Here is a 21,905-nt window from a genome sequence, read left to right as displayed (position 1 = left end):
GCTGTCGCCGGGATCACAGTCGGCGGGTGAGCGCGTCGGCGGCGGCCACCAGATCGGCAGCCCAGCGCGCGCCGGGCCGCCGGCCCATCCGGTCGATGGGACCCGATACCGACACCGCCGCAATCACTGTGCCGCTGCGATCGCGGACCGGGGCCGAGACGCTGGCCACTCCTGGTTCGCGTTCGGCGGCGCTCTGTGCCCAGCCGCGGCGCCGCACCTCAGCCAGCGTGCGGTCGGTGAACTTCGCCGTCGGAAGTACGGCCTGCTGTGTGGCGGCGTCGCTGTAGGCCAGCAGCACCTTGGCGCCCGAACCGGCCGTCATCGGCAGGCGCGCGCCGACGGGCACGGTATCGCGAAGCCCGGCAGGGGGTTCCAGAGCCACGACGCAGATCCGGATGGTGCCTTCGCGGCGGTAGAGCTGCACGCTCTCGCCGGTGATCTCCCGCAGCCGGGGTAACACCGCGGCACCGGCGGCGAGCAGCGGATCGTTGACCTGAGTGGCCAGTTCGGTGATGGCAGGCCCGAGTCGCCACCGTCCGGCGCTGTCCCTGGCCAGCAGCCGGTGGACTTCCAGGCCCGCGGCCAGCCGGTGCGCCGTAGCGCGCGGCAGCCCCGTCCGCTCACAGAGTTCGGCCAGCCCGCAGGGCGAATCGGCGATCGAGTGCAGTACGCCCACGGCTTTGTCGAGCACGCCGATGCCGCTATCCTGTCTCATATCGAGATACTAGCGTCCCGAAATATGAGATTTCCAGGCTCATGTTCCGGGAATCGAAGAATTGAAGTGAGAAGCCATGGCTCAGTCCGACAAGCCCAGGACCCTGCCCGAGAAGGTATGGGACGACCACGTCGTCGTCGCCGGCACCGGAAGCGGCGCATCGCGTGAACCCGATCTGATCTACATCGATCTCCATCTCATCCATGAGGTGACCAGTCCGCAGGCCTTCGACGGACTCCGGCTGGCCGACCGCCCGGTGCACCGCCCCGATCTCACGATCGCCACCGAAGACCACAACGTGCCGACGGTCGACATCGACAAGCCGATCGCCGACCCGATATCCCGCACTCAGGTCGACACGTTGCGGCACAACTGCGCCGAGTTCGGCGTCCGACTGCACCGGATGGGTGACGTCGAACAGGGGATCGTGCATGTGATGGGTCCGCAGTTGGGCCTGACCCAGCCGGGGATGACGATCGTCTGCGGCGACAGCCACACCTCCACCCACGGTGCGTTCGGCGCGATCGCGATGGGCATCGGTACTTCCGAAGTGGAGCATGTGCTTGCCACCCAGACACTTCCGCTGCGGCCGTTCAAGACCATGGCGGTCAACGTCGACGGTGAGCTGCCGCCCGGGGTCGGAGCCAAGGACATCATCCTGGCGGTGATCGCCAAGATCGGTACCGGCGGCGGCCAGGGCTATGTCATCGAATACCGCGGCAGCACCATCGAATCGCTGTCGATGGAAGGCCGGATGACTGTGTGCAATATGAGCATCGAGGCCGGCGCCCGAGCCGGGCTGGTGGCTCCCGACCAGACAACCTATGACTACCTGCGTGGCCGCCCCTACGCCCCGACGGGCGCTGACTGGGATGCAGCGTTGGCCACTTGGGAACAACTGAAGACCGACGAGGGTGCCGAATTCGACACCGAGGTCTATATCGACGCGACGACTCTGAGTCCCTTTGTCACATGGGGCACCAACCCCGGACAGGGTGTTCCGCTCGGTGGGGCGGTGCCCGACCCGGAAATGATGACCAGCGACGACGAGCGGCAGGCCGCCGAGAAGGCGTTGGCCTACATGGACCTTCGGGCGGGCACCCCGATGCGCGATGTCTCCGTCGACGCGGTGTTTGTCGGCTCGTGCACCAACGGACGCATCGAGGACCTGCGGGTGGTGGCCGATGTTCTGCGCGGCCGCAAGGTGGCCGACGGAGTGCGAATGCTGATCGTGCCGGGTTCAATGCGGGTGCGTGCCCAGGCCGAATCCGAAGGGCTGGGCGAGATCTTCACTGCGGCCGGCGCGGATTGGCGTCAGGCCGGATGCTCGATGTGCCTGGGAATGAACCCCGATCAGCTGGCGCCGGGCGAGCGCTGTGCGTCGACGTCGAACCGTAATTTCGAAGGCAGGCAGGGCAAGGGCGGGCGGACACACCTGGTTTCGCCGGCGGTCGCCGCCGCCACCGCGGTGCGCGGAACGCTGTCCTCGCCGGCCGATCTCAAAAACTAGACCTGCTCAGGAGAACACGATGGACGCATTTCACACCCACACCGGCATCGGTGTTCCGCTGCGGCGGTCCAATGTCGACACCGACCAGATCATTCCGGCGGTGTATTTGAAACGGGTCACCCGAACAGGTTTCGAGGATGGATTGTTCGCTGCGTGGCGCAACGACCCGTCGTTCATTCTCAATCTGAGTCCGTTCGACCGGGGTTCGGTTTTGGTCGCCGGGCCCGATTTCGGCACCGGTTCGTCACGCGAGCATGCGGTCTGGGCGCTCATGGACTTCGGATTCCGGGTCGTCATCTCGTCGCGCTTCGCCGACATCTTTCGCGGCAACGCGGGCAAGGCAGGGCTGTTGGCGGCTGAAGTCGCTCAAGATGATGTTGAACTTCTCTGGAAGCTCATCGAGCAGAATCCGGGGCTGGAAATCACTGTAAATCTTCAAGATCGGAATATCACCGCGGGAACGGTGGTGGTGCCGTTCACGATTGACGATTACACAGCTTGGCGATTGCTGGAAGGCCTCGATGATATAGGCCTTACGCTGCGGAAACGTGCTGACATAGAAGCATTCGAGGCGGCTCGGCCGAGCTGGAAGCCGCGCATTTCGACGGTGTCCTGAACGCGGCGGGACGCCGAATTCCCGCCCCAAAAGGGGGGGTTCAGCCCCTCGGATTCACCGCCCTAGGGCGGCAACCGGATTGCTGAAATATCCTAAGTAGTGCCTGAAATTGGGCGTGGCTCTTGGAAATCAGCAGGTCTTGGGTTTACCGTGTTGTGCAGTCGGTCCAAAGTGGACCACTGGCTTCGGAGGAATTGAATGAACAAAGCAGAGCTCATCGACGTACTCACGGAGAAATTGGGCTCAGACCGTCGGCAAGCAACTCTGGCGGTGGAGAACGTTGTCGACACGATTGTGCGCGCGGTGCACAAGGGCGACAGCGTGACCATCACCGGCTTCGGCGTTTTCGAGCAGCGGCGTCGTGCCGCTCGTGTGGCGCGTAATCCGCGCACCGGCGAAACCGTCAAGGTGAAGCCGACTTCCGTTCCCGCTTTCCGTCCCGGCGCTCAATTCAAGGCCGTCGTCTCCGGTGCACAGAAGCTTCCGTCGGAAGGCCCCGCCGTCAAGCGCGGTGCCGTCGCCGGCCCGGTCAAGAAGGCTGCCGTGAAGAAGGCCGTCCGCAAGGCGGTCGTGAAGAAGGCTGCACCGGCTAAGAAGGCTCCGGCCAAGAAGGCCGCGCCTGTCAAGAAGGCTGCACCGGCTAAGAAGGCTCCGGCCAAGAAGGCCGCGCCTGCAAGAAGGCTGCACCGGTCAAGAAGGCTGCACCGGCTAAGAAGGCTCCGGCCAAGAAGGCCGCGCCCGCCAAGAAGGGCCGTCGCTAAGTAACACGATCGAATACGCCGCGGGCTCAACGCCCGCGGCGTATTTGCGTGTCAGGGCTTAGTCGCCAGCGGGCTGCCGATGTAGTCGGCGGCCACAATCCGGTCGCCGTCCAACGACAGCACCCACGTGCTGCCCTTGCGGTTGCGCGACTTGTCGGCCTTGTCAGTGCCACGCCACCATGCCAGCAGGTAGGGGATGACCTTGCCCTGCGTGCAGATGGCGGGTGTGCCACCGCGCGCGGCGATCTCGACGATGCGCTTGTGCGCGGCGTCGGGGTCGGCGGCGTACGCCTCTTCGGTGAAGCTGGGCTCGATGGCGATAGTCACGCCGAGCTCCTGAGCCAGCGGCTCGACGGTCTGAATACAGCGCACCCGATCGGCGGCGTAGACCTCGGTGGCCCCGAACGCCATCAGCTGTGCGGCCAGTGATTCCGCTTGCGCGCGACCATTCTTGTCCAGCGGCCGGCTCCGGTCGTCGCCCTTGTAGCGGGACTTGATGCCCGCCGTGCCGTGCCTGACGATCAGCACCGTCGCGGTATCGATCGGCTGTTTGGTGAACGCCGTGAGCACTTCCCGGTCGTGCAGATAGGTGAGCTGCTTCGCGGCATCCTCGACCGGCATCCACTCCAGCCGGTCGACTTCGGAGCCGGGGGAGAACTCACCGCCCAGTGCCCGCGCCGCCCAGTAATGAACGACCTTGGCGCCCTGCGCCACCTGATAGTGGGTCTGGATCAGGCGCCGGCCCAACTGCGATCGCTGCCCGGTCTCCTCCCAGATCTCGCGCACCGCGGCAACCGGTTCGTTCTCACCGGGATCCACCTTGCCCTTGGGCAGCGACCAGTCGTCGTAGCGGGGCCGGTGAATCAATGCGACGTGCGGCTCACCGTTATCAGGCTCGGGTCGCCACAACACCGCACCTGCCGCGACGATCACCCGATGAGGCGGCTTGCCCTTCTTCGTCGCTGCATTCTTCGTCGATTTGGTCCCTGAGCCGTCACGAGACGCTCTCTTGGCCACGTCAACTCCCGCAAATCAATTCGGGTCCCTGTGCGGGACCGGATCTGGTGGGTCGCAACGGAGGGTGCACTCAGTGCTGCCGGTGACGTTCCATCAGCCACACCTGGTGGTCGCGGACTTGGCGGCCGTCTTGCGGTGATGCTGTCCAATGACCGTCGGGGCCCAACTCCCAGCACCGGGTCGAGGGATCCATCGCGGACTCGAAGAGTTCGTCGAGATAGCCGGTGAGCCGCGGGTCTTTGACCTGAGCCAGCACCTCGATCCGGCGGTCGAGGTTGCGGTGCATCATGTCGGCGCTGCCGATGAAGAATTCGTTGATCGCGTTGAAATGGAAGATCCGCGAATGTTCCAGGAAGCGGCCGAGAATCGAGCGCACGACGATGTTCTCGGAGAAACCTTCGGCGCCTGGCTTGAGCGCGCAGATGCCGCGGACGACGACCTCGACCCGAACCCCGGCCTGCGAAGCCCGATACAGCGCATCGATGACCTGCTCGTCGACAAGGGCGTTGGCCTTGAGCCGGATCCGGCCGTTGCCGCCGTGCCGGTGCGCGTCGATCTCGCGTTCGATGCGCTCGACGATGCCCTTGCGCACCCCGTGCGGCGCCACCAGCAGATTGCGGTAGGTGACCTTGCGGGAGTAGCCGGTCAGCGAATTGAACAGGTCGGTCAAGTCGGCCCCGATGTCGGGGGCTGCGGTGATCAATCCGACGTCCTCGTACAACCGGGCGGTTTTGGGGTTGTAGTTGCCGGTGCCGATATGACAGTAGCGACGGATCGTCGAGCCTTCGCGGCGCACCACCAGACAGGTCTTGCAGTGGGTCTTGAGCCCGATCAATCCGTAGACCACATGCACGCCAGCATCTTCCAGCGCCCGGGCCCACTTGATGTTGGCCTGCTCGTCGAAGCGCGCCTTCAGTTCGACGAGGGCGACCACCTGCTTGCCTGCCTCGGCCGCGTCGATCAGCGCGTTGACGATCGGGGAGTCACCGGACGTCCGGTACAGCGTCTGCTTGATAGCCAACACATTCGGGTCGGCGGCGGCCTGCTCGATAAAGCGCTGCACGCTGGTCGAGAACGAATCGTAGGGATGGTGCACCAGCACATCACCATCTCGGAGCGTCGAAAAAATGCTCTTCGGCGTCTCGCGCTCGGCGAATGCCGGGTGCGTGGCCGGCACGAACGGGCGATCCTTGAGAGCCGGGCGGTCGACGCCGTAGATCTGCCACAGCGACGAAAGGTCAAGCAGCCCCGGCACCTGCACCACGTCACCGGGATGGACGTCGAGCTCCCGCAGGAGCAGTCCGAGCATGTGCTCGGTCATGTCGTCGGCGACCTCGAGGCGCACCGGAGAACCGAATCGCCGCCGGGCCAATTCGCGTTCCAGCGCCTGGAGCAGATCTTCGTCGCGATCTTCCTCGACCTGCATGTCGGCGTTGCGGGTGATGCGGAAGACGTGATGCTCGACGATTTCCATGCCCGGGAACAGCACCGGCAGGAACGCGGCGATGAGTTCTTCGGTGGGCAGGAACCGGACGATATCGCTTTCCTCGTTGGCGCCCTTGAGTTCGACGAACCGGTCGACGTTGTCGGGAACCTTGATGCGGGCGAAGTGCTCGCCACCGTCGTCGGGGGACTTGACGGTGATGGCGAGGTTCAGGCTCAAGCCGCTGACGAACGGGAACGGGTGCGCCGGATCGACGGCGAGCGGGGTGAGAACAGGGAACACCTGTTCGTGGAAATAGGTCGACAGCTCACTGCGTTCGGCGTCGGTCAACTCGGCCCAGTTGACGATGCGGATGCCCTCTTCGGCCAGGGCGGGACGCACCGACTCGATGAAAACCTCGGCTTGGCGCAACGAGATTTGGCGGGTGCGTTCGCCGATACGGCGCAGCTGCTCGCGGGGGGAGAGCCCGTCGGCCGAACGCACCGACAGTCCCATCTCGTCGCGGCGCTTGAGCCCGGCCACCCGGACCATGTAGAACTCATCGAGGTTGGAGGCGAAGATCGCCAGAAATTTCGCCCGTTCCAGCAGGGGCAGCGAGGTGTCGGCGGCCAGCGCCAAAACCCGGGAATTGAAATCCAGCCAGCTCAGCTCGCGGTTGAGGTAACGATTCTCGGGCAGTTCGTTGTCGACCGCGGTGTCGGTGGCCGCAGGCGGAGCTTCCGGCGCTGCCTCGCCGGGCTGCCAGTTATCGTCCGTGGATCGCGCGTCGGTTTCCGTCTCGGTCACGACTCCGATCATCCCCCATCGGGGGCGCCAGTGGACCGACGCAGCCCAAAGTCGATGGGCGTTCAGGCGTTGTTAACCATCAGTGGTTCGCGATTGCCCTGGTCGTCGCCGCTCCGACACCGAGCAGCTTGGCCGCGTCCAGATCGTCGACGGTGTCGATGTCACAGCGCAGACCCGGCCACGCACCGGTCAGCTCGATCGCCCCGGAGTCGCGGTGCCGCCGGGCCGAGTCACGCCCGAGCAACGGATCCAGCGCGGTACCGAAAGCGAAGAGGGCCGCTGTGCCGCTGCCGTGGCGGTCGGCTACGAAGCTCCGGCGCTGCAACCGGGCCTGGCTCGCGGCCTCGGCCAGTTCGTCGGTCTGTAGGGCTGGTAGATCTCCTTGCAGCACAACGGTATTGGGGGTTTGCCTGGTGACGGCCTCCCATGCGAACCGGACGGCGGTGTTCAGCGGGTCCGGTTCCGACGGCGGAGTGGTGTCGAACAGCACAGTCGCGCCCAGATCACGGGCGGCTGCGGCCGCGGTGTCATCGGGGGTGACAACGGTGATCGACTGGACAGCGCCGACCGCACGGGCTGCGGTGATGGTGTCGATCAGCATCGCGAGCACGACGTGCTCGCGGGTGCCCGCCGCGAACACCGGGCTGAGTCTGGTCTTGGCGTCCGTGAGGCGCTTGACCGCGATGATCACGCCGATATCGGCTGCGCCGTTCATGTGCACCATCCTTCCAGCGTCGTCCGGGGCGGCTGCATTCCTGGCCGGCAGGAGTCGCAGTGGCGTGGGCTACGTTAATGAGCATGACCAGCACGGTGGGCACTGCGGCGGTAATGGGCGCCGGCGCCTGGGGAACCGCCCTGGCCAAGGTGCTGGCAGAGGCCGGCTCCGAGGTCCGGTTGTGGGCGCGGCGCGCGGAGGTGGCCGATGAGATCAACGCCACACACATCAACACTGCCTATCTTCCGGGTGTTGAGCTGCCGCCCGCGATCCGCGCCACCACCGATGCCGCCGAGGCCCTCGACGGGCTGACCACCGTGCTGCTCGCCGTGCCCTCCCAGACGCTGCGTGCCAACCTCGAACCCTGGCGCGGCCTGATCGCCGACGGCGCCACGTTGGTCAGCCTGGCCAAGGGCATCGAATTGGGCAGCCTGATGCGGATGAGCCAGGTCATCGTCCAGGTAACCGGCGTCGACCCCAGCCAGGTGGCGGTGGTCTCGGGTCCGAACCTGGCTGACGAGATCGCCGAGGAACAGCCCGCCGCAACCGTGGTGGCCTGCACGGATTCCGGCCGTGCCGTCGCTTTACAGCGTGCGCTGAGCACCAAATACCTGCGGCCGTATACCAATGCCGACGTGATCGGCACCGAGATCGGCGGGGCGTGTAAGAACGTCATCGCACTGGCCTGCGGCATGGCAGCAGGTGTGGGGCTGGGCGAGAACACCGCGGCGGCGATCATCACCCGCGGATTGGCCGAGATCATGCGGCTGGGCATCGCGGTCGGCGCCAAGTCGACGACGCTGGCCGGTTTGGCCGGGGTGGGTGATCTGGTGGCCACGTGCACATCTCCGCAGTCGCGCAACCGCAGCTTCGGTGAACGGCTCGGCCGGGGCGGGACCATGGAGGCGGCTCAGCTCGCCGCGGGTGGGCATGTCGCCGAGGGCGTTGCCTCGTGCGAGTCGATCCTGGCGCTGGCATCGAGCTACGACGTGGAGATGCCGCTCACCGATGCCGTCCATCAGGTGTGTCACAAGGGGTTGTCGGTGGACCAGGCGGTCGCGCTGCTGCTGGGCCGCAGCACAAAACCGGAGTGATCGATGAGATGAGTGACCGTTATGGCGACTCCACTCGCGCGGTGAAAGCGGTGAACTCCCAGCCGGTTCCGGGTGAGCCCGTCGGGCCCGGCCCGGTCATGGCGTCGGCCTTCCACCTGTCCGACGACGAGGGCAGCGAACCCAACACCTACGGCCGTGCCGGCAATCCGACCTGGTGCCAGCTCGAGGCGGCACTGGCCGAACTGGAAGGCGCCACCACGGCACTGAGTTTCGGCTCCGGAATGGCCGCGATCACCGCGGCGTTGCGGGTGACGGCCAAAGCTGGTTCGGTGCTGGTGGTTCCGGCCGACGGCTATTACCAGGTGCGCCGATTCGCCGCGGAAAGCCTTGCTCCGCTTGGGGTCACGGTTCGCGAAGCGAACGCCGACCAGATCTACGAGGCGGCTGGAAGTGCCGACGTGGTGCTCGCCGAAACGCCGACCAACCCGGCATTGGATGTGGTGGATCTGCATCGGCTGGCCGAAATCTGCCGCGAACGTGGCGCGCGACTGCTGGTCGACAACACCACCCCGACGCCGCTGGGGCAGCAACCGTTGTCGCTGGGCGCCGACCTGGTGGTGGCCAGCGCCACCAAAGCGCTGGCCGGGCACAGCGATCTGCTGGCGGGCTACGTCGCGGGCAGCCATCCCGAATTGATGGCGCTCCTGGAACGCGAGCGGCTGCTGTCCGGTGCGATCCTCGGATCGTTCGAAGCCTGGCTGGTGTTGCGCAGCCTCGGCAGTCTCGGACTGCGGTTCGAGCGACAATGTCAGAACGCCATGGCCCTGGCCGGCGCGTTTCGGCACCACCCGAAAGTCCGGTCGGTGCGCTACCCCGGGCTGCCCGGCGATCCGTCCTACCCGGCGGCCGTTGGCCAGATGCGCCGCTTCGGCGGGCTGGTGTCCATCGAGCTCCCAGACGCGGCTGCGGTGCACGCCCTGGTGCGCCGCAGCGAGCTGCTGGTCGCCGCGACCAGCTTCGGCGGGATCCACACTTCGGTGGACCGCCGCGCCCGCTGGGGCGATCCCGTCCCGGACGGGTTCGCTCGGATCTCGGCCGGTATCGAGGACACCGACGACCTCGTCTCCGACATACTGGCTGCCCTCGACGGCTGAAATGCCTGTTCACGGCGTCGGATCGTGCCGACAACAGCTGGGCTGTAGCCTCTCTAGTTTGTGACTTCCCGTCTGCCCTCCGACCGGCCCTCTCGCATCCGCGTCGCTGTCGTCTACGGGGGACGCAGCTCTGAGCACGCCATTTCCTGCGTATCGGCAGGAAGCATCCTGCGACACCTCGACCCTGAGCGTTTCGAGGTCGTCGCCGTCGGCATCACCCCGCAGGGCTCGTGGGTGCTGACCGACGGCCGCCCCGAAACCCTGGCCATCACCGACCGGCAACTGCCGGAGGTCAGCGGCGAGTCGGGTACCGCGCTGGCGCTGTCGGCCGACCCGCTGCGCCACGGCGAGCTGGTGTCGCTGGGCGAGGCCGCCGGCGAGGTGCTGACGTCAGTGGATGTGGTGTTCCCGATCCTGCACGGCCCGTACGGCGAAGACGGCACCATCCAGGGCCTGTTGGAGCTCGCGGGCGTGCCCTACGTCGGCGCCGGGGTGTTCGCCAGCGCGGCCGGCATGGACAAGGAATTCACCAAGAAGCTGCTGGGCGCAGCCGGGCTGCCGATCGGTGATCAGGTGGTGCTGAGGGCGCAGCAGGCCGCGCCTACGCTGGATGACATTGAGCGACTGGGCTTTCCGATGTTCGTGAAACCGTCGCGCGGTGGCTCGTCGATCGGGGTGAGCCGGGTCAGCAGCGCCGACGAACTACCGGCCGCGATCGCCGACGCCCGCCGCCACGACCCCAAGGTGATCATCGAGGCCGCCATCGAAGGCCGCGAGCTCGAATGCGGCGTCCTCGAATTCCCCGACGGCTCAGTACAAGCCAGCGCCATCGGCGAGATCCGGGTCGCCGGTATCCAGGGTCGCGAAGACGGCTTCTACGACTTCGACACCAAATACCTCGACGACGGCGCTGAGCTCGACGTGCCCGCCAAGGTCGACGACGATGTGGCAAATGAATTGCGGGAGTTGGCAATTCAGACGTTCAAGGCGCTGGACTGCCAGGGTCTTGCCCGGGTGGACTTCTTCCTCACCGACGACGGCCCGGTAGTCAACGAGATCAACACCATGCCCGGGTTCACCACGATCTCGATGTACCCGCGGATGTGGGCGGCCAGCGGGATCGACTACCCGACGCTGGTCGCCACCATGGTCGAGACCGCGCTGGCCCGTGGAACCGGCCTGCGCTGATTCAGCGCGCCGGGTTCGGATCGATCGGCACCGCAGGGATGATGCGTGCGATCAGATCCGACATCGCCTGGATCGGTGTCGGCCCCGACTCTGTCGGCAGGGTAAGCGCCACGTAGACCGGACGGTCAACGGTGACCCAGGTGCTGCGGTCGATGTCGGGGTCGTCGAGCCGGAACCACTGCACCGCGTTGACCATCTGGATGGGGGAGCCGACAACGAACTCAGCCGGCCGGTCGATCCCGCACCGCATAACGACCGGGTAGTTGTCCGCCTCGCCGCGCCACGCCGCCGCGCCCGGCGGCACCGGGTCCGCCGCCGCCACCCGGTGGAATTCACCGAGGTTGGCGGGTAGCGCGTCGAGCAAAGCCCGGCAGGTCGGGGAATCGGCTTGCGGAGCCGGCGCGGCCGCGATCACCACCGGCTGGATCGGCGCATGACGGGTCGCCGCGATAGCGAGAACTCCGCCGAGGGCGGCCAGCGCCACCACGATGCCGGCGATCAGCAGTGCGCGAGGCGGACCGTCTGGCGTGTGTTCGTCGGTGGCTGCGGAGGCAGGCTCAGTCGGCATCGGCGATGGGGCAGGTCAGGGTTCGGGTGATCCCGGGGATCTGCTGAATACTGGGCACGATCGTGGCGGTGAGGTCGTCTTCGCTCGCGGAGCCGACCCGGACCACCACGTCATACGGTCCGGTCACATATTCCGACGACAGCACGCCGGGCAGCCCGGCCACCTGCTTGGCGACGACCTCGGCGCGGCCGACCTCGGTCTGGATCAGCATGTAAGCCTCCACCACCCGTCGCCTCCTCGTCTCGATACTCGGTCGATCCCCGAGTCGCTTCGCTGCTGCCCGCCGCCCATAGACTGGCGTGTCCCGGCAGGGACCAAACGTACCGCAGGTTGCCGCACCGATCAGCGTGTGCGACAGGAGGGGAGGCGCCGTGGCCGACGGTAACGGACCCACCTTGCGCCAGCTGGGCGAGTTCCCGATGATCGACAGGCTGGTGGCCGGACGCCGTCAGGCCGCCGGGGTCACGGTCGGACCCGGGGACGACGCAGCGGTACTCATCGCGCCTGACGGGCACGTGGTCGTCACCACCGACATGCTGGTGGAAGGCCGGCACTTCCGGCTGGACTGGTCAACGCCCCACGACGTCGGCCGAAAGGCCATCGCGCAGAACGCGGCCGATATCGAGTCGATGGGCGCGCGCTGCAGCGCGTTCGTCGTCGCGTTCGGCGCCCCGCCGGACACCGAAGCGTCGCGGGCGCAGGAACTGGCCGACGGGATGTGGCAGGAGGCCGGCGGCTTGGGCGCCGGGATCGTCGGCGGCGACTTGGTGGCGAGCCCGCAATGGGTGGTGTCGGTGACCGCGCTGGGTGATCTGGGTGGCGTCGCCCCGGTGTTGCGCAGTGGCGCACGAGCCGGATCCATAGTCGCCGTCGCCGGTGAGCTTGGCCGTTCGGCGGCCGGATATCTGTTATGGCACAAGGGAATCGGCGGATTCGACGACCTGCGCCGCCGGCATCTGGTGCCGCGCCCGCCGTACGGGCAGGGGATCGTTGCCGCCGAGGCCGGCGCCCAGGCCATGACCGACGTCTCCGACGGGCTGCTCGCCGATCTCGGCCACATCGCCGCAGGTTCCGGTGTTGTCATCGATCTCGCCGTCGATCAGTTGCGTCCCGACATCGAGGCTGTCACCGCGGCGGCCGCCGCGGCGGGCGTCGAGCCGCTGTCGCTGGTGTTGTCCGGTGGTGAAGATCACGCGCTCGTCGCCTGCTTTGCCGATGCCGTGCCGCGGGGCTGGCGGGTGATCGGCACCGTCGCCGACGGGACGCCCGGAGTGACGGTGGACGGGCGGGTCTGGACCGGCTCGGCGGGTTGGCAGTCCTTCGACTGAGCGCCATCGGTAGGTTGACGGTCGTGACGACCACCGCCCGGCCGCTGACTGAACTGATTGACGACGGCTGGGCCAAGGCACTGGCCCCGGTCAGCGATCAGATCACCCAGATGGGCCAGTTTCTGCGGGCCGAGATCGCCGCGGGCCGGCGCTACCTGCCCGCCGGGCCGAACGTGCTGCGCGCCTTCACCTTCCCGTTCGCCGACGTGCGGGTGCTGATCGTCGGCCAGGATCCCTACCCGACACCGGGCCACGCGGTGGGCCTGAGTTTCTCGGTGGCCCCCGACGTGCGGCCGCTGCCGCGCAGCCTGTCCAATATCTTCAGCGAATACACCGCTGACCTCGGCCACCCTGCGCCGTCCACCGGCGACCTGACACCGTGGGCGCAGCGTGGCGTGATGCTGCTCAACAGGGTGCTGACCGTGCGGCCGGGCACTCCGGCGTCGCACCGGGGAAAGGGCTGGGAAGCGGTGACCGAGTGTGCGATCCGCGCATTGGCCGCCCGCGATCAGCCGATGGTGGCGATTCTGTGGGGACGGGACGCGTCGACACTGAAGCCGATGCTGGAGGGCGCCGGCGGGCAGGAGCGAAGCGACTCGGGGACTAGCGCCGGCGGGCAGGAGCGAAGCGACTCGGGGACTAGCGCCGGCGGGCAGGAGCGAAGCGACTCGGGGATTTATCGTCGTCGTTGTGTGGCGATCGAGTCACCGCATCCCTCGCCGCTGTCGGCGTCACGGGGATTCTTCGGCTCGCGGCCGTTCAGTCGGGCCAACGATTTGCTGGCCGGTATGGGTGCCGACCCGATCGACTGGCGGCTGCCCTAACCGGTGCCGCCATCGACGACATGGCGCAAGCTGCGCGAACTACTTCGGCCAAGCGTTGGTTTGGGCGGAGAGCAAACAGACTAGCCGCGGGTGACCTTGCCGGCCTTCAGGCAGGACGTGCAGACGTTGACGCGCTGCTTGTTGCCGCCGGGACGGGTCACGGCGTGCACGGTCTGAATGTTCGGGTTCCAGCGACGGCTGGTCCGGCGATGGGAATGCGACACCGACTTACCGAAGCCGGGGCCCTTTCCGCAGACGTCGCACACGGCAGCCATGTAGAACTCCTCTATTGAACGTGTTCCTGGGGGCCAACGACCGCAAACGGGTGACCCGACAACCTGACCAGGATAGCCGCCCGGCGAACCGAACGCCAAAATGCGTCCCTGCGTTGACTGAGGAAGTCCACTCAAAGGTCCCTGACCTGCTCCGATAGTAACCGCGACGTCGAACTGTCCGGCGGACTGGATAGGCTGTCGCGACGGAGCCGTGTGGTGTGTCAGGGATCGCGAGGAGGTGCCGATGCCGGACCGGCGGCTGGATGCAACGGCCCTGCGCGACTGGGCTAACACCGCCGTAGGCGATCTGATCACGCACACCGACGAGATCAACCGGCTGAACGTGTTCCCGGTGGCCGACTCCGATACCGGGACCAATCTGCTCTTCACCATGCGCTCGGCGCTGGCCGCGGCCGAGTCGGCCGTCGGCTCCGGCGACGTCAGCCAACTGACTGCGGCCCTGTCGGACGGCGCGCTGCACGGCGCCCGCGGGAATTCCGGGGTGATCCTGTCGCAGATCCTGCGGGGTCTGGCCGATGTGACGGCCTCGGCGGCCGCCGACACCGACGGTGCCCTCGCAGATATCGACGCGGTCCTGCTCGGGGCGGCGCTGCGGCACGCCGTCGGGCTGGTGGTCTCCTCGATGGGCGGCCAGCTGGTGGCCGGCACCATCGTCTCGGTGCTGCAGGCCGTCGCCGAAACGATCCAGCAGTGGGCCGCCGATGGCGCCGGACTGGGGGAGGCGTTGACCGCCGGCGCCGATGCGGGATTCGCGGCGCTGGAACGCACCCCCGACCAGCTCGACGTGCTGGCCGAGGCCGGTGTGGTCGACGCCGGCGGGCGCGGGTTCCTGGTGCTCGTCGACGCGCTGGCCGCCACCGTCACCGGGCATGCGCCACATCGCCATGCCTACGAGCCGGGGCCGCCCCGGATCGAAAGTGTTGCCGCAGAACCGGCCCCACCACAATTCGAAGTGATGTACCTGCTTGCTGACTGCGACGCGGCCGCGCTGGACCCGCTGCGGACCCGTTTGGAGCACCTCGGCGAGTCGGTGGGGATCGCCGCATCGACCGCCGACGGGGATCGCTATTCGGTCCACGTCCACACCGACGACGCCGGCGCCGCAGTGGAAGCCGGGTTGGCCGCCGGCGCGGTCAGCCGCATCCAGATCTCGGTGTTGAACACCGGCGGGGCACGACACTCGTCGGGCAGCTGGAGTCGCGAACGTGCGGTGCTGGCGGTCGTCGACGGCGACGGCGCCGCGGAGCTTTTCGGCCAGGAGGGCGCCTGCGTCCTGCGTCCGGACGCCGCGCTGGCCGACCCGGCCAACGGCGTCACCGCCCGGGAACTCGTGCGTGCGCTCGTCGACACCGGAGCTGCCCAGGTGATGGTGCTGCCCAACGGCTATGTGGCGGCCGAGGAGCTGGTGTCTGGCTGCACGGCTGGAATCGGTTGGGGCATCGACGTTGTCGCGTTGCCGACCGGATCGATGGTGCAGGGGCTGGCCGCGCTGGCTGTCCACGACCCGGGCCGCGAAGCCGTCGACGACGGCTTCTCGATGGCCAGGGCGGCGGCCGCGGCCCGGCACGGTTCGGTGCGCACCGCCACCGAGCAGGCGCTGACGTGGGCGGGCAGTTGTGAACCGGGAGACGGTCTGGGGATCGCCGGTGACGAGGTGCTGGTGGTTGCCGCCGATGTGGCCGGTGCGGCCACCGGGTTGATCGACCTGCTGCTGGTGGCCGGTGGCGAGCTGGTGACCGTGCTGATCGGTGATGGTGCCGATCCCACCGTCGCCGACGCACTGGCCGACCACATCCACCGGCGCCATCCCGGCATCGAATTCGCCACGTATCCCACCGGCCATCGCGGCGATGTGCTGCTGATCGGGGTCGAGTGACCATGGTCAACCTCGGCGACCGGCTCGACGGCATCCTCGGCGGCAAGGCCGCAGGCTTGCTCGACGACGTGTTCGGCATTCACACCGTTGACGACTTGCTGCGTCACTACCCCCGCAAGTACATCCACGGCATGTCGGTGTGGGGTGAGGACGAGGCACCGCCGGAGGAGGGTGAGCACATCACCCTGGTCGGCGAGATCGAGAAGGCCGAAGTCCGCTGGACGAATCGTCAACCCAAACGCGAATACCTGGTGATCACGCTGGGCAAGGGCCGGCGCAAGGTCACCGCGACGTTCTTCAACGCGAAGTACCTCAAGAAGGAGTTGGTCGAGGGCGTGCGGTTGATGCTGTCCGGTGAGGTGGGGTTCTTCAAGAGCAACATGCAGCTGACCCATCCGGACTTCCTGGTTCTGGAGTCACCCAAGGGACGGGTATTCGGCAGCAGGTCACTCAAGGCGATCGCCGACACCTCGACGTCGGCGGCCGGCGAGCTGACGATGTCGGCGTTCGAGCGCGACTTCTTCCCCATCTACCCGGCCAGCTCAAAGCTGCAGAGCTGGGACATCTACGCCTGCGTGCAGCAGGTGCTGGCGGTGCTCGATCCCATCGCCGATCCGCTGCCGAAATCTGTTGTGGATCAACGCGGTCTGATATCCGAAGACACCGCGCTGCGCGCTATTCACGTCGCCGAGCGGGAGCCGGAACGCGAGGCCGCCCGTGAGCGACTGAGGTTCGACGAGGCCGTCGGGATGCAATGGGCGCTGGCTCAGCGTCGGCACGGCGAACTCGGGGAGTCCGGGCCACCGGCCCCGCATCGTGCGAATGGGCTGGCCGCCGCACTGACGGGCCGGCTGCCGTTCGAGCTGACAGCGGGACAGCGCGACGTGCTCGGTGTCCTCACCACCGAATTAGCTGCCACCAAGCCGATGAACCGCTTGTTGCAGGGCGAGGTCGGCTCCGGAAAGACGATCGTGTCGGTGCTGGCCATGCTGCAGATGGTCGACGCCGGCTACCAGTGTGCGCTGCTGGCCCCGACGGAAGTCCTTGCCGCCCAACATGCGCAGTCGATTCGTGCCGTCCTCGGGCCGCTGGCGATGGCGGGCCAGCTCGGCGGTGAGGACGGCGCGACACGGGTGGCGCTGCTGACCGGCTCGATGTCGGCGGCCCAGAAGCGCCAGGTGCGCGACGAGGTGGCCGCGGGGGATGCGGGCATTGTGATCGGCACTCACGCCCTGCTGCAGGAGGCGGTGGAGTTTGCGCGACTGGGCTTCGTCGTTGTCGACGAGCAGCACCGATTCGGTGTGGAGCAGCGAGATCGGTTGCGCGCCAAGGCTCCTGAGGGGTTGACGCCGCATCTGCTGGTGATGACGGCGACGCCGATCCCGCGCACGGTCGCGCTGACCGTCTACGGCGACCTGGAAACGTCGACCATGCGCGAACTTCCGCGCGGGCGCCAGCCGATCACCACCAACACGATCTTCACCAAGGACAAGCCGCAGTGGCTGGCCCGGGCGTGGCAGCGGATCGTCGAAGAGGTCGGCGAAGGCCGGCAGGCCTATGTCGTCGCCTCACGCATCGACGAGGACGACAAGGCCACTGCGGCACAGGACGGTCCGCCCGCCGAGACCGTTCTCACGCTGTTCAGGCACCTGGGCCACGGCCCGCTGGCCGGGCTGCGGCTGGGTCTGATGCACGGCCGGCTGCCCGCCGACGAGAAGGATGCGGTGATGGCCTCGTTCCGGGCCGGCGAGATCGACGTCCTGGTGTGCACCACTGTCATCGAGGTGGGCGTCGACGTGCCGAACGCGACGGTGATGGTGGTGATGGACGCCGACCGGTTCGGCATCAGCCAGCTGCATCAGCTCCGCGGACGCATCGGGCGCGGCTCGCACGCCAGCCTGTGCCTGCTGGCGACGAAGTTCCCGGAGGGCTCCAAAGCCGGCGAACGGTTGTCGGCGGTGGCGGGCACTCAGGACGGCTTCGAATTGGCCGACCTGGATCTTCAAGAGCGCCGCGAGGGAGATGTGTTGGGGCTCAATCAGTCCGGCCGTCCGATCACGCTGCGCTTCCTGTCGCTGGCCGAGCACCTCGACGTCATCGTCGATTCGCGGGAGGTCGCGCAGACGATCTATGCCCACGATCCCGGCAATCGGGGGATGACGATCCTGGCCGGACAGTTCACCGGCGGTGACCGTATCGATTACCTGGACAAGGCATGAGGCGCCGCCCGCTGATCTGGCTGGCGGTGATCGCCGCACTGTCGGTGATCGTCTCGGTGCAGGTGATGTCCACAGCGAGCGAGCCCGATCGGATGGTCGCTCGCGCCGATGTGCCCACGGTGGCGCCGGGAATCGATGTACTGCAAGGCATCACGATCGTCCCGCAGCGGGTGCGCGGGTACGACTATCAGCGCTCGGCATTCGGCGATGCCTGGACCGACGAGAACTCGGCACCCGGTGGCCACAACGGGTGCGACACCCGCGACGACATCCTCGATCGGGATCTGGTCGACAAGACGTACGTGTCGACCAAACGCTGCCCTCAGGCGGTGGCCACCGGCGAGCTGCACGACCCTTATACGAGCACGACGATCCCGTTCACCCGGGGCGCGAATGTCGGGCAGGCGGTGCAGATCGATCACCTGGTGCCGCTGGCCTACGCCTGGGACATGGGGGCCCGAAACTGGCCCGCCGACATGCGGATTCGGTTCGCCAACGACCCGGCCAACCTGCTGGCGGTGGCAGGGCAGGTCAACCAGGACAAGGGGGATCTGCCGCCGGGTTCCTGGATGCCGCCCAACCACGCGTTCTGGTGCCAGTACTCGATGCAGTTCATCGCGGTGCTGCGCGGCTACTCGCTGCCGGTCGACCAGGCGTCAGCCGACGAGCTGCGGCAAGCCGCGGCCAGCTGCCCGAGTCGCTGACGGGGCCGAAACCCTAGGTGCCGGTGTAAGTTTCCGGGTTCGGCCGGAACCGGGTCCCGTTGTCGAGCCCGTTGAGGGTCTCCATCTCGGCGGGCGTGAGCTCGAAGTCGAACACGTCGGCATTCTCGGCGATCCGGGCCGGGTTGGCCGAGCGGGGGATGACGATGTTTCCCAGCTGCAGGCTCCAGCGGATCAGCACCTGGGCTGGCGACTTGCCATGTGCCGCAGCCACTTCAGCGACCGCGGGAAGCTCGATCAGCTTGCCCACGCCCAGCGGGCTGTAGGCCTCGGTGACGATCGAATGCTCGGCGTGCACCGCGCGCAGCTCGGCCTGATTGAGCAGCGGGTGCAATTCGATCTGGTTTACCGCCGGCGGGAAGTAGCTCAGGTCGATGATGTTCGACAGGTGCTCCGCGGTGAAGTTCGAGACGCCGATCGACTTGATAAGGCCGTCCTGGCGGGACCGCATGACGCCGCCCCAGGCGTCGATGTACTTGCCGTTCTGCTCGGCGGGCCAGTGGATCAGGTAGAGGTCCACATAATCCAGGCCGAGGCGTTCCAGGCTTGCCTTGAGCGCGTCCTGCGAGGCTTGGAAACCCTGATCCTCCGTGGCGACCTTGGTGGTGATGAACAGCTGGTCGCGGGGAATGCCCGAGGCGGCGATGGCGCGGCCGACGATTTCCTCGTTGCCGTATGCCGCCGCGGTGTCGATCAACCGGTAGCCCGCTTCCAGGGCGGCGGCCACCGCGTTCTCGGTCTCTTCGGCGGACAGCTCGGCAACGCCGAGGCCAAGCACCGGGATGGTGTTGTCGTCGTTGAGAGTGACGGTGGGGATTGCGGCCGCCGGCATCTGGTTCACCTGCCTGTGGAATGGAAGTTTGTCCAGGTCGGCACCCGGGCATGATCGCTTAACGGGTCACCGACTTCGGGATGACACTAGTACGCACACCGATGTGCGGGCTGAGCCGCCTCGGCGCGCCGTCGGGGACGGGAATCGAAATTGTCGGATTCGTCAACCAGCGGAGGAGGTCCACGGCTGGTGAAAGGGTGCCAGACCACTGCCAGCGCCGGTCCCGTACGCTGCGGCGATGCCGACCGCGCACGAGAAGTGAGGGGAGCATCGATGACACGCAGCCGTTGGCTCACCCGCGCCGTGGCGGTGACCAGCCGGGCTGGGGTCAAAGTGATTCCGCACCTGCCCCGAGGCCTCAAGCGGCTGTTGTCAGGGGGCCGCGCCGTCACGATCGACGGGAACACCCTGGATCCCACCATCCAGACGTTGCTGGTCGCGCAGCGAGCGATCGGTATCCGCAGCCTGGGAGTCACCGGCAACGCGGATGCCACCCGCAGGCAGAACCGGGCGACGACCCGCAGCCTCGACGAGTCAGACGTCCACGCCGCCCGCGTCGAATCGCTGGTCATCCCTGGCCCGGCGGGCCCGATCCCCGCGCGGCACTATGGTCCTGCCGAAGACGGAGGTCCGCTCCTGGTCTTCTTCCACGGCGGCGGATTCGTCTTCGGTGATCTGGAAACGCACGACTCGGCCTGCCGGCTGATCTGCCGTGACGCCGGGGTGCACGTGCTTGCCGTCGACTATCGGCTGGCTCCCGAGCACAAGGCGCCGGCCGCCGTCGACGACGCGTACGCGGCCTATGTGTGGGCTCGTGAACACGCCGCCGAACTGGGCGCCGATCCAGACCGGGTTGCGGTGGGCGGCGACAGCGCCGGTGGCTGCCTCGCCGCCGTGGTGACCCGGCAGGCCCGCGACGCCGGGGTGTCGCTGCCCACCTTGCAGTGGCTGATCTACCCGGTCACCGACCTACGCGGCAACACCACGTCGCGCACCCTGTTCGGCGACGGCTTCCTGCTGACCAAACGAAACATGGACTGGTTTGAAAGCGCCTATGTCGAAGGTTCGGGTCTCGACGTCACCGATCCGCGGGTCTCGCCGCTGCTGGCCGACGACCTCACCGGGTTGTCGCCGGCGCTGGTGATCACCGCCGGGTTCGACCCCCTGCGGGACGAAGGCGAACAGTATGCGGACAGACTGCGGGCGGCGGGGGTGACGGTCGACGCCAGGCGGATGGGGTCGATGACCCACGCATTCCTGAACATGAATTCGCTCGGCGGCCAGGTCAGCCGGTGCAATGCCGAGATGATCTCGGCATTGCGCGCCCACCTGGCCCGCGCCTGAGTTCGGCCGGGAGGAGCGAAGCGACCCGGGGATTCGTGGGGCCGAAAAGCACCGCCGGTACTCTAGAGGCGCTAACACCGAGTCTTGACAGCGAGGATCAGCCAACCCGTGGCCACCAATAAGAAAAGCGCGCCCCGCTACGACCTGAAAGCCCAGGATCGCAAGCGCAACCTGGTCATCCAACTGGGGCTGACCGCGATCGTCGTGATCTTCGCCGTCGCTCTCGTGCTCTACATCGTGATGAGCCATGACAAGAAGACCGCCGGCGGCAATGCGCAAGCGGTGCGGATCACATCGAGCCAGCTGATCAAGAAGGACGGCAGCGACGAGCCCAAGGCGGTCCTGTCGCTCTACGAGGACTTCCAGTGCCCGCACTGCCGCGAGTTCGAGAAGACCTTCGGCCCGACGATCACCAAACTGGTTGACAGCGGTGCGGTGGCCGCCGACTACTACATGGTCGCCATCCTGAACTCGTCGTTCAACAAGAACTACTCGACGCGCGCCGCCAACGCGGCCTACTGCGTCGCCGACGAGAACAAAGACGCCTTCATCCGATTCCACTCCGCGCTGTTCGCCAACCAGCCCGAAGAGGGCTCGGGCGCCGCGCCGGACAACAACGCGCTGATCGAGACGGCCCGGCAAGCCGGTGCGGCCGGCAGTGTTCCGGCGTGCATCAACTCCGGCAAGCACAGCGACATGGTGGACGGGCTGGCGGCGGCCGCCAAGATCCAGGCGACGCCGACCATCCGGCTCAACGGCCAGGACCTGAGCCCCAGTTCGCCCGATGACTTGATCGCCAAGGTCAAGGCGATCGTCGGCAACGTCCCCGGCTTGGACGCCGCCCCGACGCCGGCACCGGCTGCTCCGGCCGCCGCCCCGGCTTCTCCGGCACCGGCTCCGGCCACTCCCGCCCCGGCGACGCCGACGCCGTGAGC

The 21,905-nt window shown here is 67.2% G+C and carries 20 protein-coding genes and 1 pseudogene; 13 read left to right on the top strand and 8 right to left on the bottom strand.

Features of this window, described 5'->3' with window-relative positions; all coding sequences use genetic code 11:
- Positions 1–13: 13 nt before the first annotated feature.
- Positions 14–715: an IclR family transcriptional regulator gene (locus CG716_RS02995; protein ID WP_094476291.1), complete on the bottom strand. Its 702-nt coding sequence runs from the start codon at positions 713–715 to the stop codon at positions 14–16.
- Positions 716–791: 76 nt separating this feature from the next.
- Here CG716_RS02995 and leuC point away from each other — a divergent pair, with 76 nt between their 5' ends.
- The 3 genes and pseudogenes from leuC (at position 792) to CG716_RS02980 (ending at position 3,602) form a co-directional block, all read left to right on the top strand.
- Complete coding sequence (gene leuC / locus CG716_RS02990) at positions 792–2,225, top strand: 3-isopropylmalate dehydratase large subunit (protein ID WP_094476289.1); 1,434 nt, start codon at positions 792–794, stop codon at positions 2,223–2,225.
- A 19-nt stretch (positions 2,226–2,244) separates the two neighbouring features.
- Positions 2,245–2,841, top strand: coding sequence for a 3-isopropylmalate dehydratase small subunit (gene leuD / locus CG716_RS02985; RefSeq protein ID WP_094476287.1), 597 nt, complete (start codon positions 2,245–2,247; stop codon positions 2,839–2,841).
- A gap of 198 nt (positions 2,842–3,039) precedes the next feature.
- Positions 3,040–3,602 (top strand): annotated as a pseudogene (locus CG716_RS02980) (HU family DNA-binding protein).
- A 51-nt stretch (positions 3,603–3,653) separates the two neighbouring features.
- Here the strand turns inward: CG716_RS02980 and mutT1 are convergent.
- The 3 genes from mutT1 to cofC form a co-directional block, all read right to left on the bottom strand.
- Complete coding sequence (gene mutT1 / locus CG716_RS02975) at positions 3,654–4,619, bottom strand: 8-oxo-(d)GTP phosphatase MutT1 (RefSeq protein WP_094476285.1); 966 nt, start codon at positions 4,617–4,619, stop codon at positions 3,654–3,656.
- A gap of 70 nt (positions 4,620–4,689) precedes the next feature.
- Complete coding sequence (locus CG716_RS02970; protein ID WP_094476283.1) at positions 4,690–6,861, bottom strand: RNA degradosome polyphosphate kinase; 2,172 nt, start codon at positions 6,859–6,861, stop codon at positions 4,690–4,692.
- 67 nt (positions 6,862–6,928) lie between these two features.
- Positions 6,929–7,573 carry a 2-phospho-L-lactate guanylyltransferase gene (gene cofC, locus CG716_RS02965; RefSeq protein WP_420093167.1) on the bottom strand — a complete coding sequence of 215 codons (645 nt, stop codon included), beginning with the start codon at positions 7,571–7,573 and terminating at the stop codon, positions 6,929–6,931.
- 68 nt (positions 7,574–7,641) lie between these two features.
- Here cofC and CG716_RS02960 point away from each other — a divergent pair, with 68 nt between their 5' ends.
- The 3 genes from CG716_RS02960 to CG716_RS02950 all read left to right on the top strand — a co-directional run bounded on the left by CG716_RS02960 (position 7,642) and on the right by CG716_RS02950 (position 10,961).
- Positions 7,642–8,658 carry an NAD(P)H-dependent glycerol-3-phosphate dehydrogenase gene (locus CG716_RS02960; RefSeq protein WP_207760559.1) on the top strand — a complete coding sequence of 339 codons (1,017 nt, stop codon included), beginning with the start codon at positions 7,642–7,644 and terminating at the stop codon, positions 8,656–8,658.
- Between the two features lie 8 nt (positions 8,659–8,666).
- Positions 8,667–9,773: a cystathionine gamma-lyase gene (locus CG716_RS02955; RefSeq protein WP_094476279.1), complete on the top strand. Its 1,107-nt coding sequence runs from the start codon at positions 8,667–8,669 to the stop codon at positions 9,771–9,773.
- A 72-nt stretch (positions 9,774–9,845) separates the two neighbouring features.
- On the top strand, positions 9,846–10,961 hold the full coding sequence (locus tag CG716_RS02950; protein WP_094476608.1) for a D-alanine--D-alanine ligase family protein: 1,116 nt from the start codon (positions 9,846–9,848) through the stop codon (positions 10,959–10,961).
- Position 10,962: 1 nt separating this feature from the next.
- On the opposite strand, the gene CG716_RS02945 is transcribed toward CG716_RS02950, so the two are convergent.
- Both CG716_RS02945 and CG716_RS02940 read right to left on the bottom strand, forming a co-directional pair.
- Complete coding sequence (locus CG716_RS02945) at positions 10,963–11,529, bottom strand: DUF3515 domain-containing protein (RefSeq protein WP_094476277.1); 567 nt, start codon at positions 11,527–11,529, stop codon at positions 10,963–10,965.
- A complete protein-coding gene (locus tag CG716_RS02940) occupies positions 11,519–11,755 on the bottom strand; it encodes an Lrp/AsnC family transcriptional regulator (RefSeq protein WP_094476275.1) in 237 nt (78 codons plus the stop codon). Before CG716_RS02940 ends, CG716_RS02945 begins: the two co-directional genes overlap by 11 nt.
- 145 nt (positions 11,756–11,900) lie before the next feature.
- Here CG716_RS02940 and CG716_RS02935 point away from each other — a divergent pair, with 145 nt between their 5' ends.
- Positions 11,901–12,857, top strand: coding sequence for a thiamine-phosphate kinase (locus CG716_RS02935; protein ID WP_272938262.1), 957 nt, complete (start codon positions 11,901–11,903; stop codon positions 12,855–12,857).
- A 23-nt stretch (positions 12,858–12,880) separates the two neighbouring features.
- Positions 12,881–13,681 (top strand): uracil-DNA glycosylase, encoded by an 801-nt coding sequence (locus CG716_RS02930; RefSeq protein ID WP_094476271.1) that lies wholly within the window; start codon positions 12,881–12,883, stop codon positions 13,679–13,681.
- A gap of 80 nt (positions 13,682–13,761) precedes the next feature.
- On the opposite strand, the gene rpmB is transcribed toward CG716_RS02930, so the two are convergent.
- The gene (gene rpmB, locus CG716_RS02925; protein WP_094476269.1) at positions 13,762–13,956 is read right to left on the bottom strand and encodes a 50S ribosomal protein L28; all 195 of its coding nucleotides are present in this window, start codon (positions 13,954–13,956) and stop codon (positions 13,762–13,764) included.
- Positions 13,957–14,200: 244 nt separating this feature from the next.
- On the opposite strand from rpmB, the gene CG716_RS02920 reads away from it, so the two are divergent.
- From CG716_RS02920 to CG716_RS02910, 3 genes are read left to right on the top strand one after another with little or no spacing between them, the layout of a single operon-like run.
- Positions 14,201–15,853 carry a fatty acid kinase ATP-binding subunit FakA gene (locus tag CG716_RS02920; RefSeq protein ID WP_094476267.1) on the top strand — a complete coding sequence of 551 codons (1,653 nt, stop codon included), beginning with the start codon at positions 14,201–14,203 and terminating at the stop codon, positions 15,851–15,853.
- Between the two features lie 2 nt (positions 15,854–15,855).
- Complete coding sequence (gene recG / locus CG716_RS02915; RefSeq protein WP_094476265.1) at positions 15,856–18,072, top strand: ATP-dependent DNA helicase RecG; 2,217 nt, start codon at positions 15,856–15,858, stop codon at positions 18,070–18,072.
- Positions 18,069–18,776 (top strand): HNH endonuclease family protein, encoded by a 708-nt coding sequence (locus tag CG716_RS02910; protein WP_094476263.1) that lies wholly within the window; start codon positions 18,069–18,071, stop codon positions 18,774–18,776. The genes recG and CG716_RS02910 overlap by 4 nt, the downstream gene beginning before the upstream one ends.
- 13 nt (positions 18,777–18,789) lie before the next feature.
- Here CG716_RS02910 and CG716_RS02905 read toward each other — a convergent pair whose 3' ends face one another.
- Positions 18,790–19,626 (bottom strand): aldo/keto reductase, encoded by an 837-nt coding sequence (locus tag CG716_RS02905; protein ID WP_094476606.1) that lies wholly within the window; start codon positions 19,624–19,626, stop codon positions 18,790–18,792.
- A 273-nt stretch (positions 19,627–19,899) separates the two neighbouring features.
- Here CG716_RS02905 and CG716_RS02900 point away from each other — a divergent pair, with 273 nt between their 5' ends.
- Positions 19,900–20,970 (top strand): alpha/beta hydrolase, encoded by a 1,071-nt coding sequence (locus CG716_RS02900; protein WP_094476261.1) that lies wholly within the window; start codon positions 19,900–19,902, stop codon positions 20,968–20,970.
- A gap of 108 nt (positions 20,971–21,078) precedes the next feature.
- Complete coding sequence (locus CG716_RS02895) at positions 21,079–21,903, top strand: DsbA family protein (protein WP_094476259.1); 825 nt, start codon at positions 21,079–21,081, stop codon at positions 21,901–21,903.
- Positions 21,904–21,905 lie beyond the last annotated feature (2 nt).

The organism is Mycolicibacterium sphagni, assembly GCF_002250655.1.
Taxonomy (GTDB): domain Bacteria; phylum Actinomycetota; class Actinomycetes; order Mycobacteriales; family Mycobacteriaceae; genus Mycobacterium; species Mycobacterium sphagni.
The sequence above is the reverse complement of the archived record's forward strand: the minus strand, read 5'-3'. Positions and strand labels throughout refer to the sequence as shown.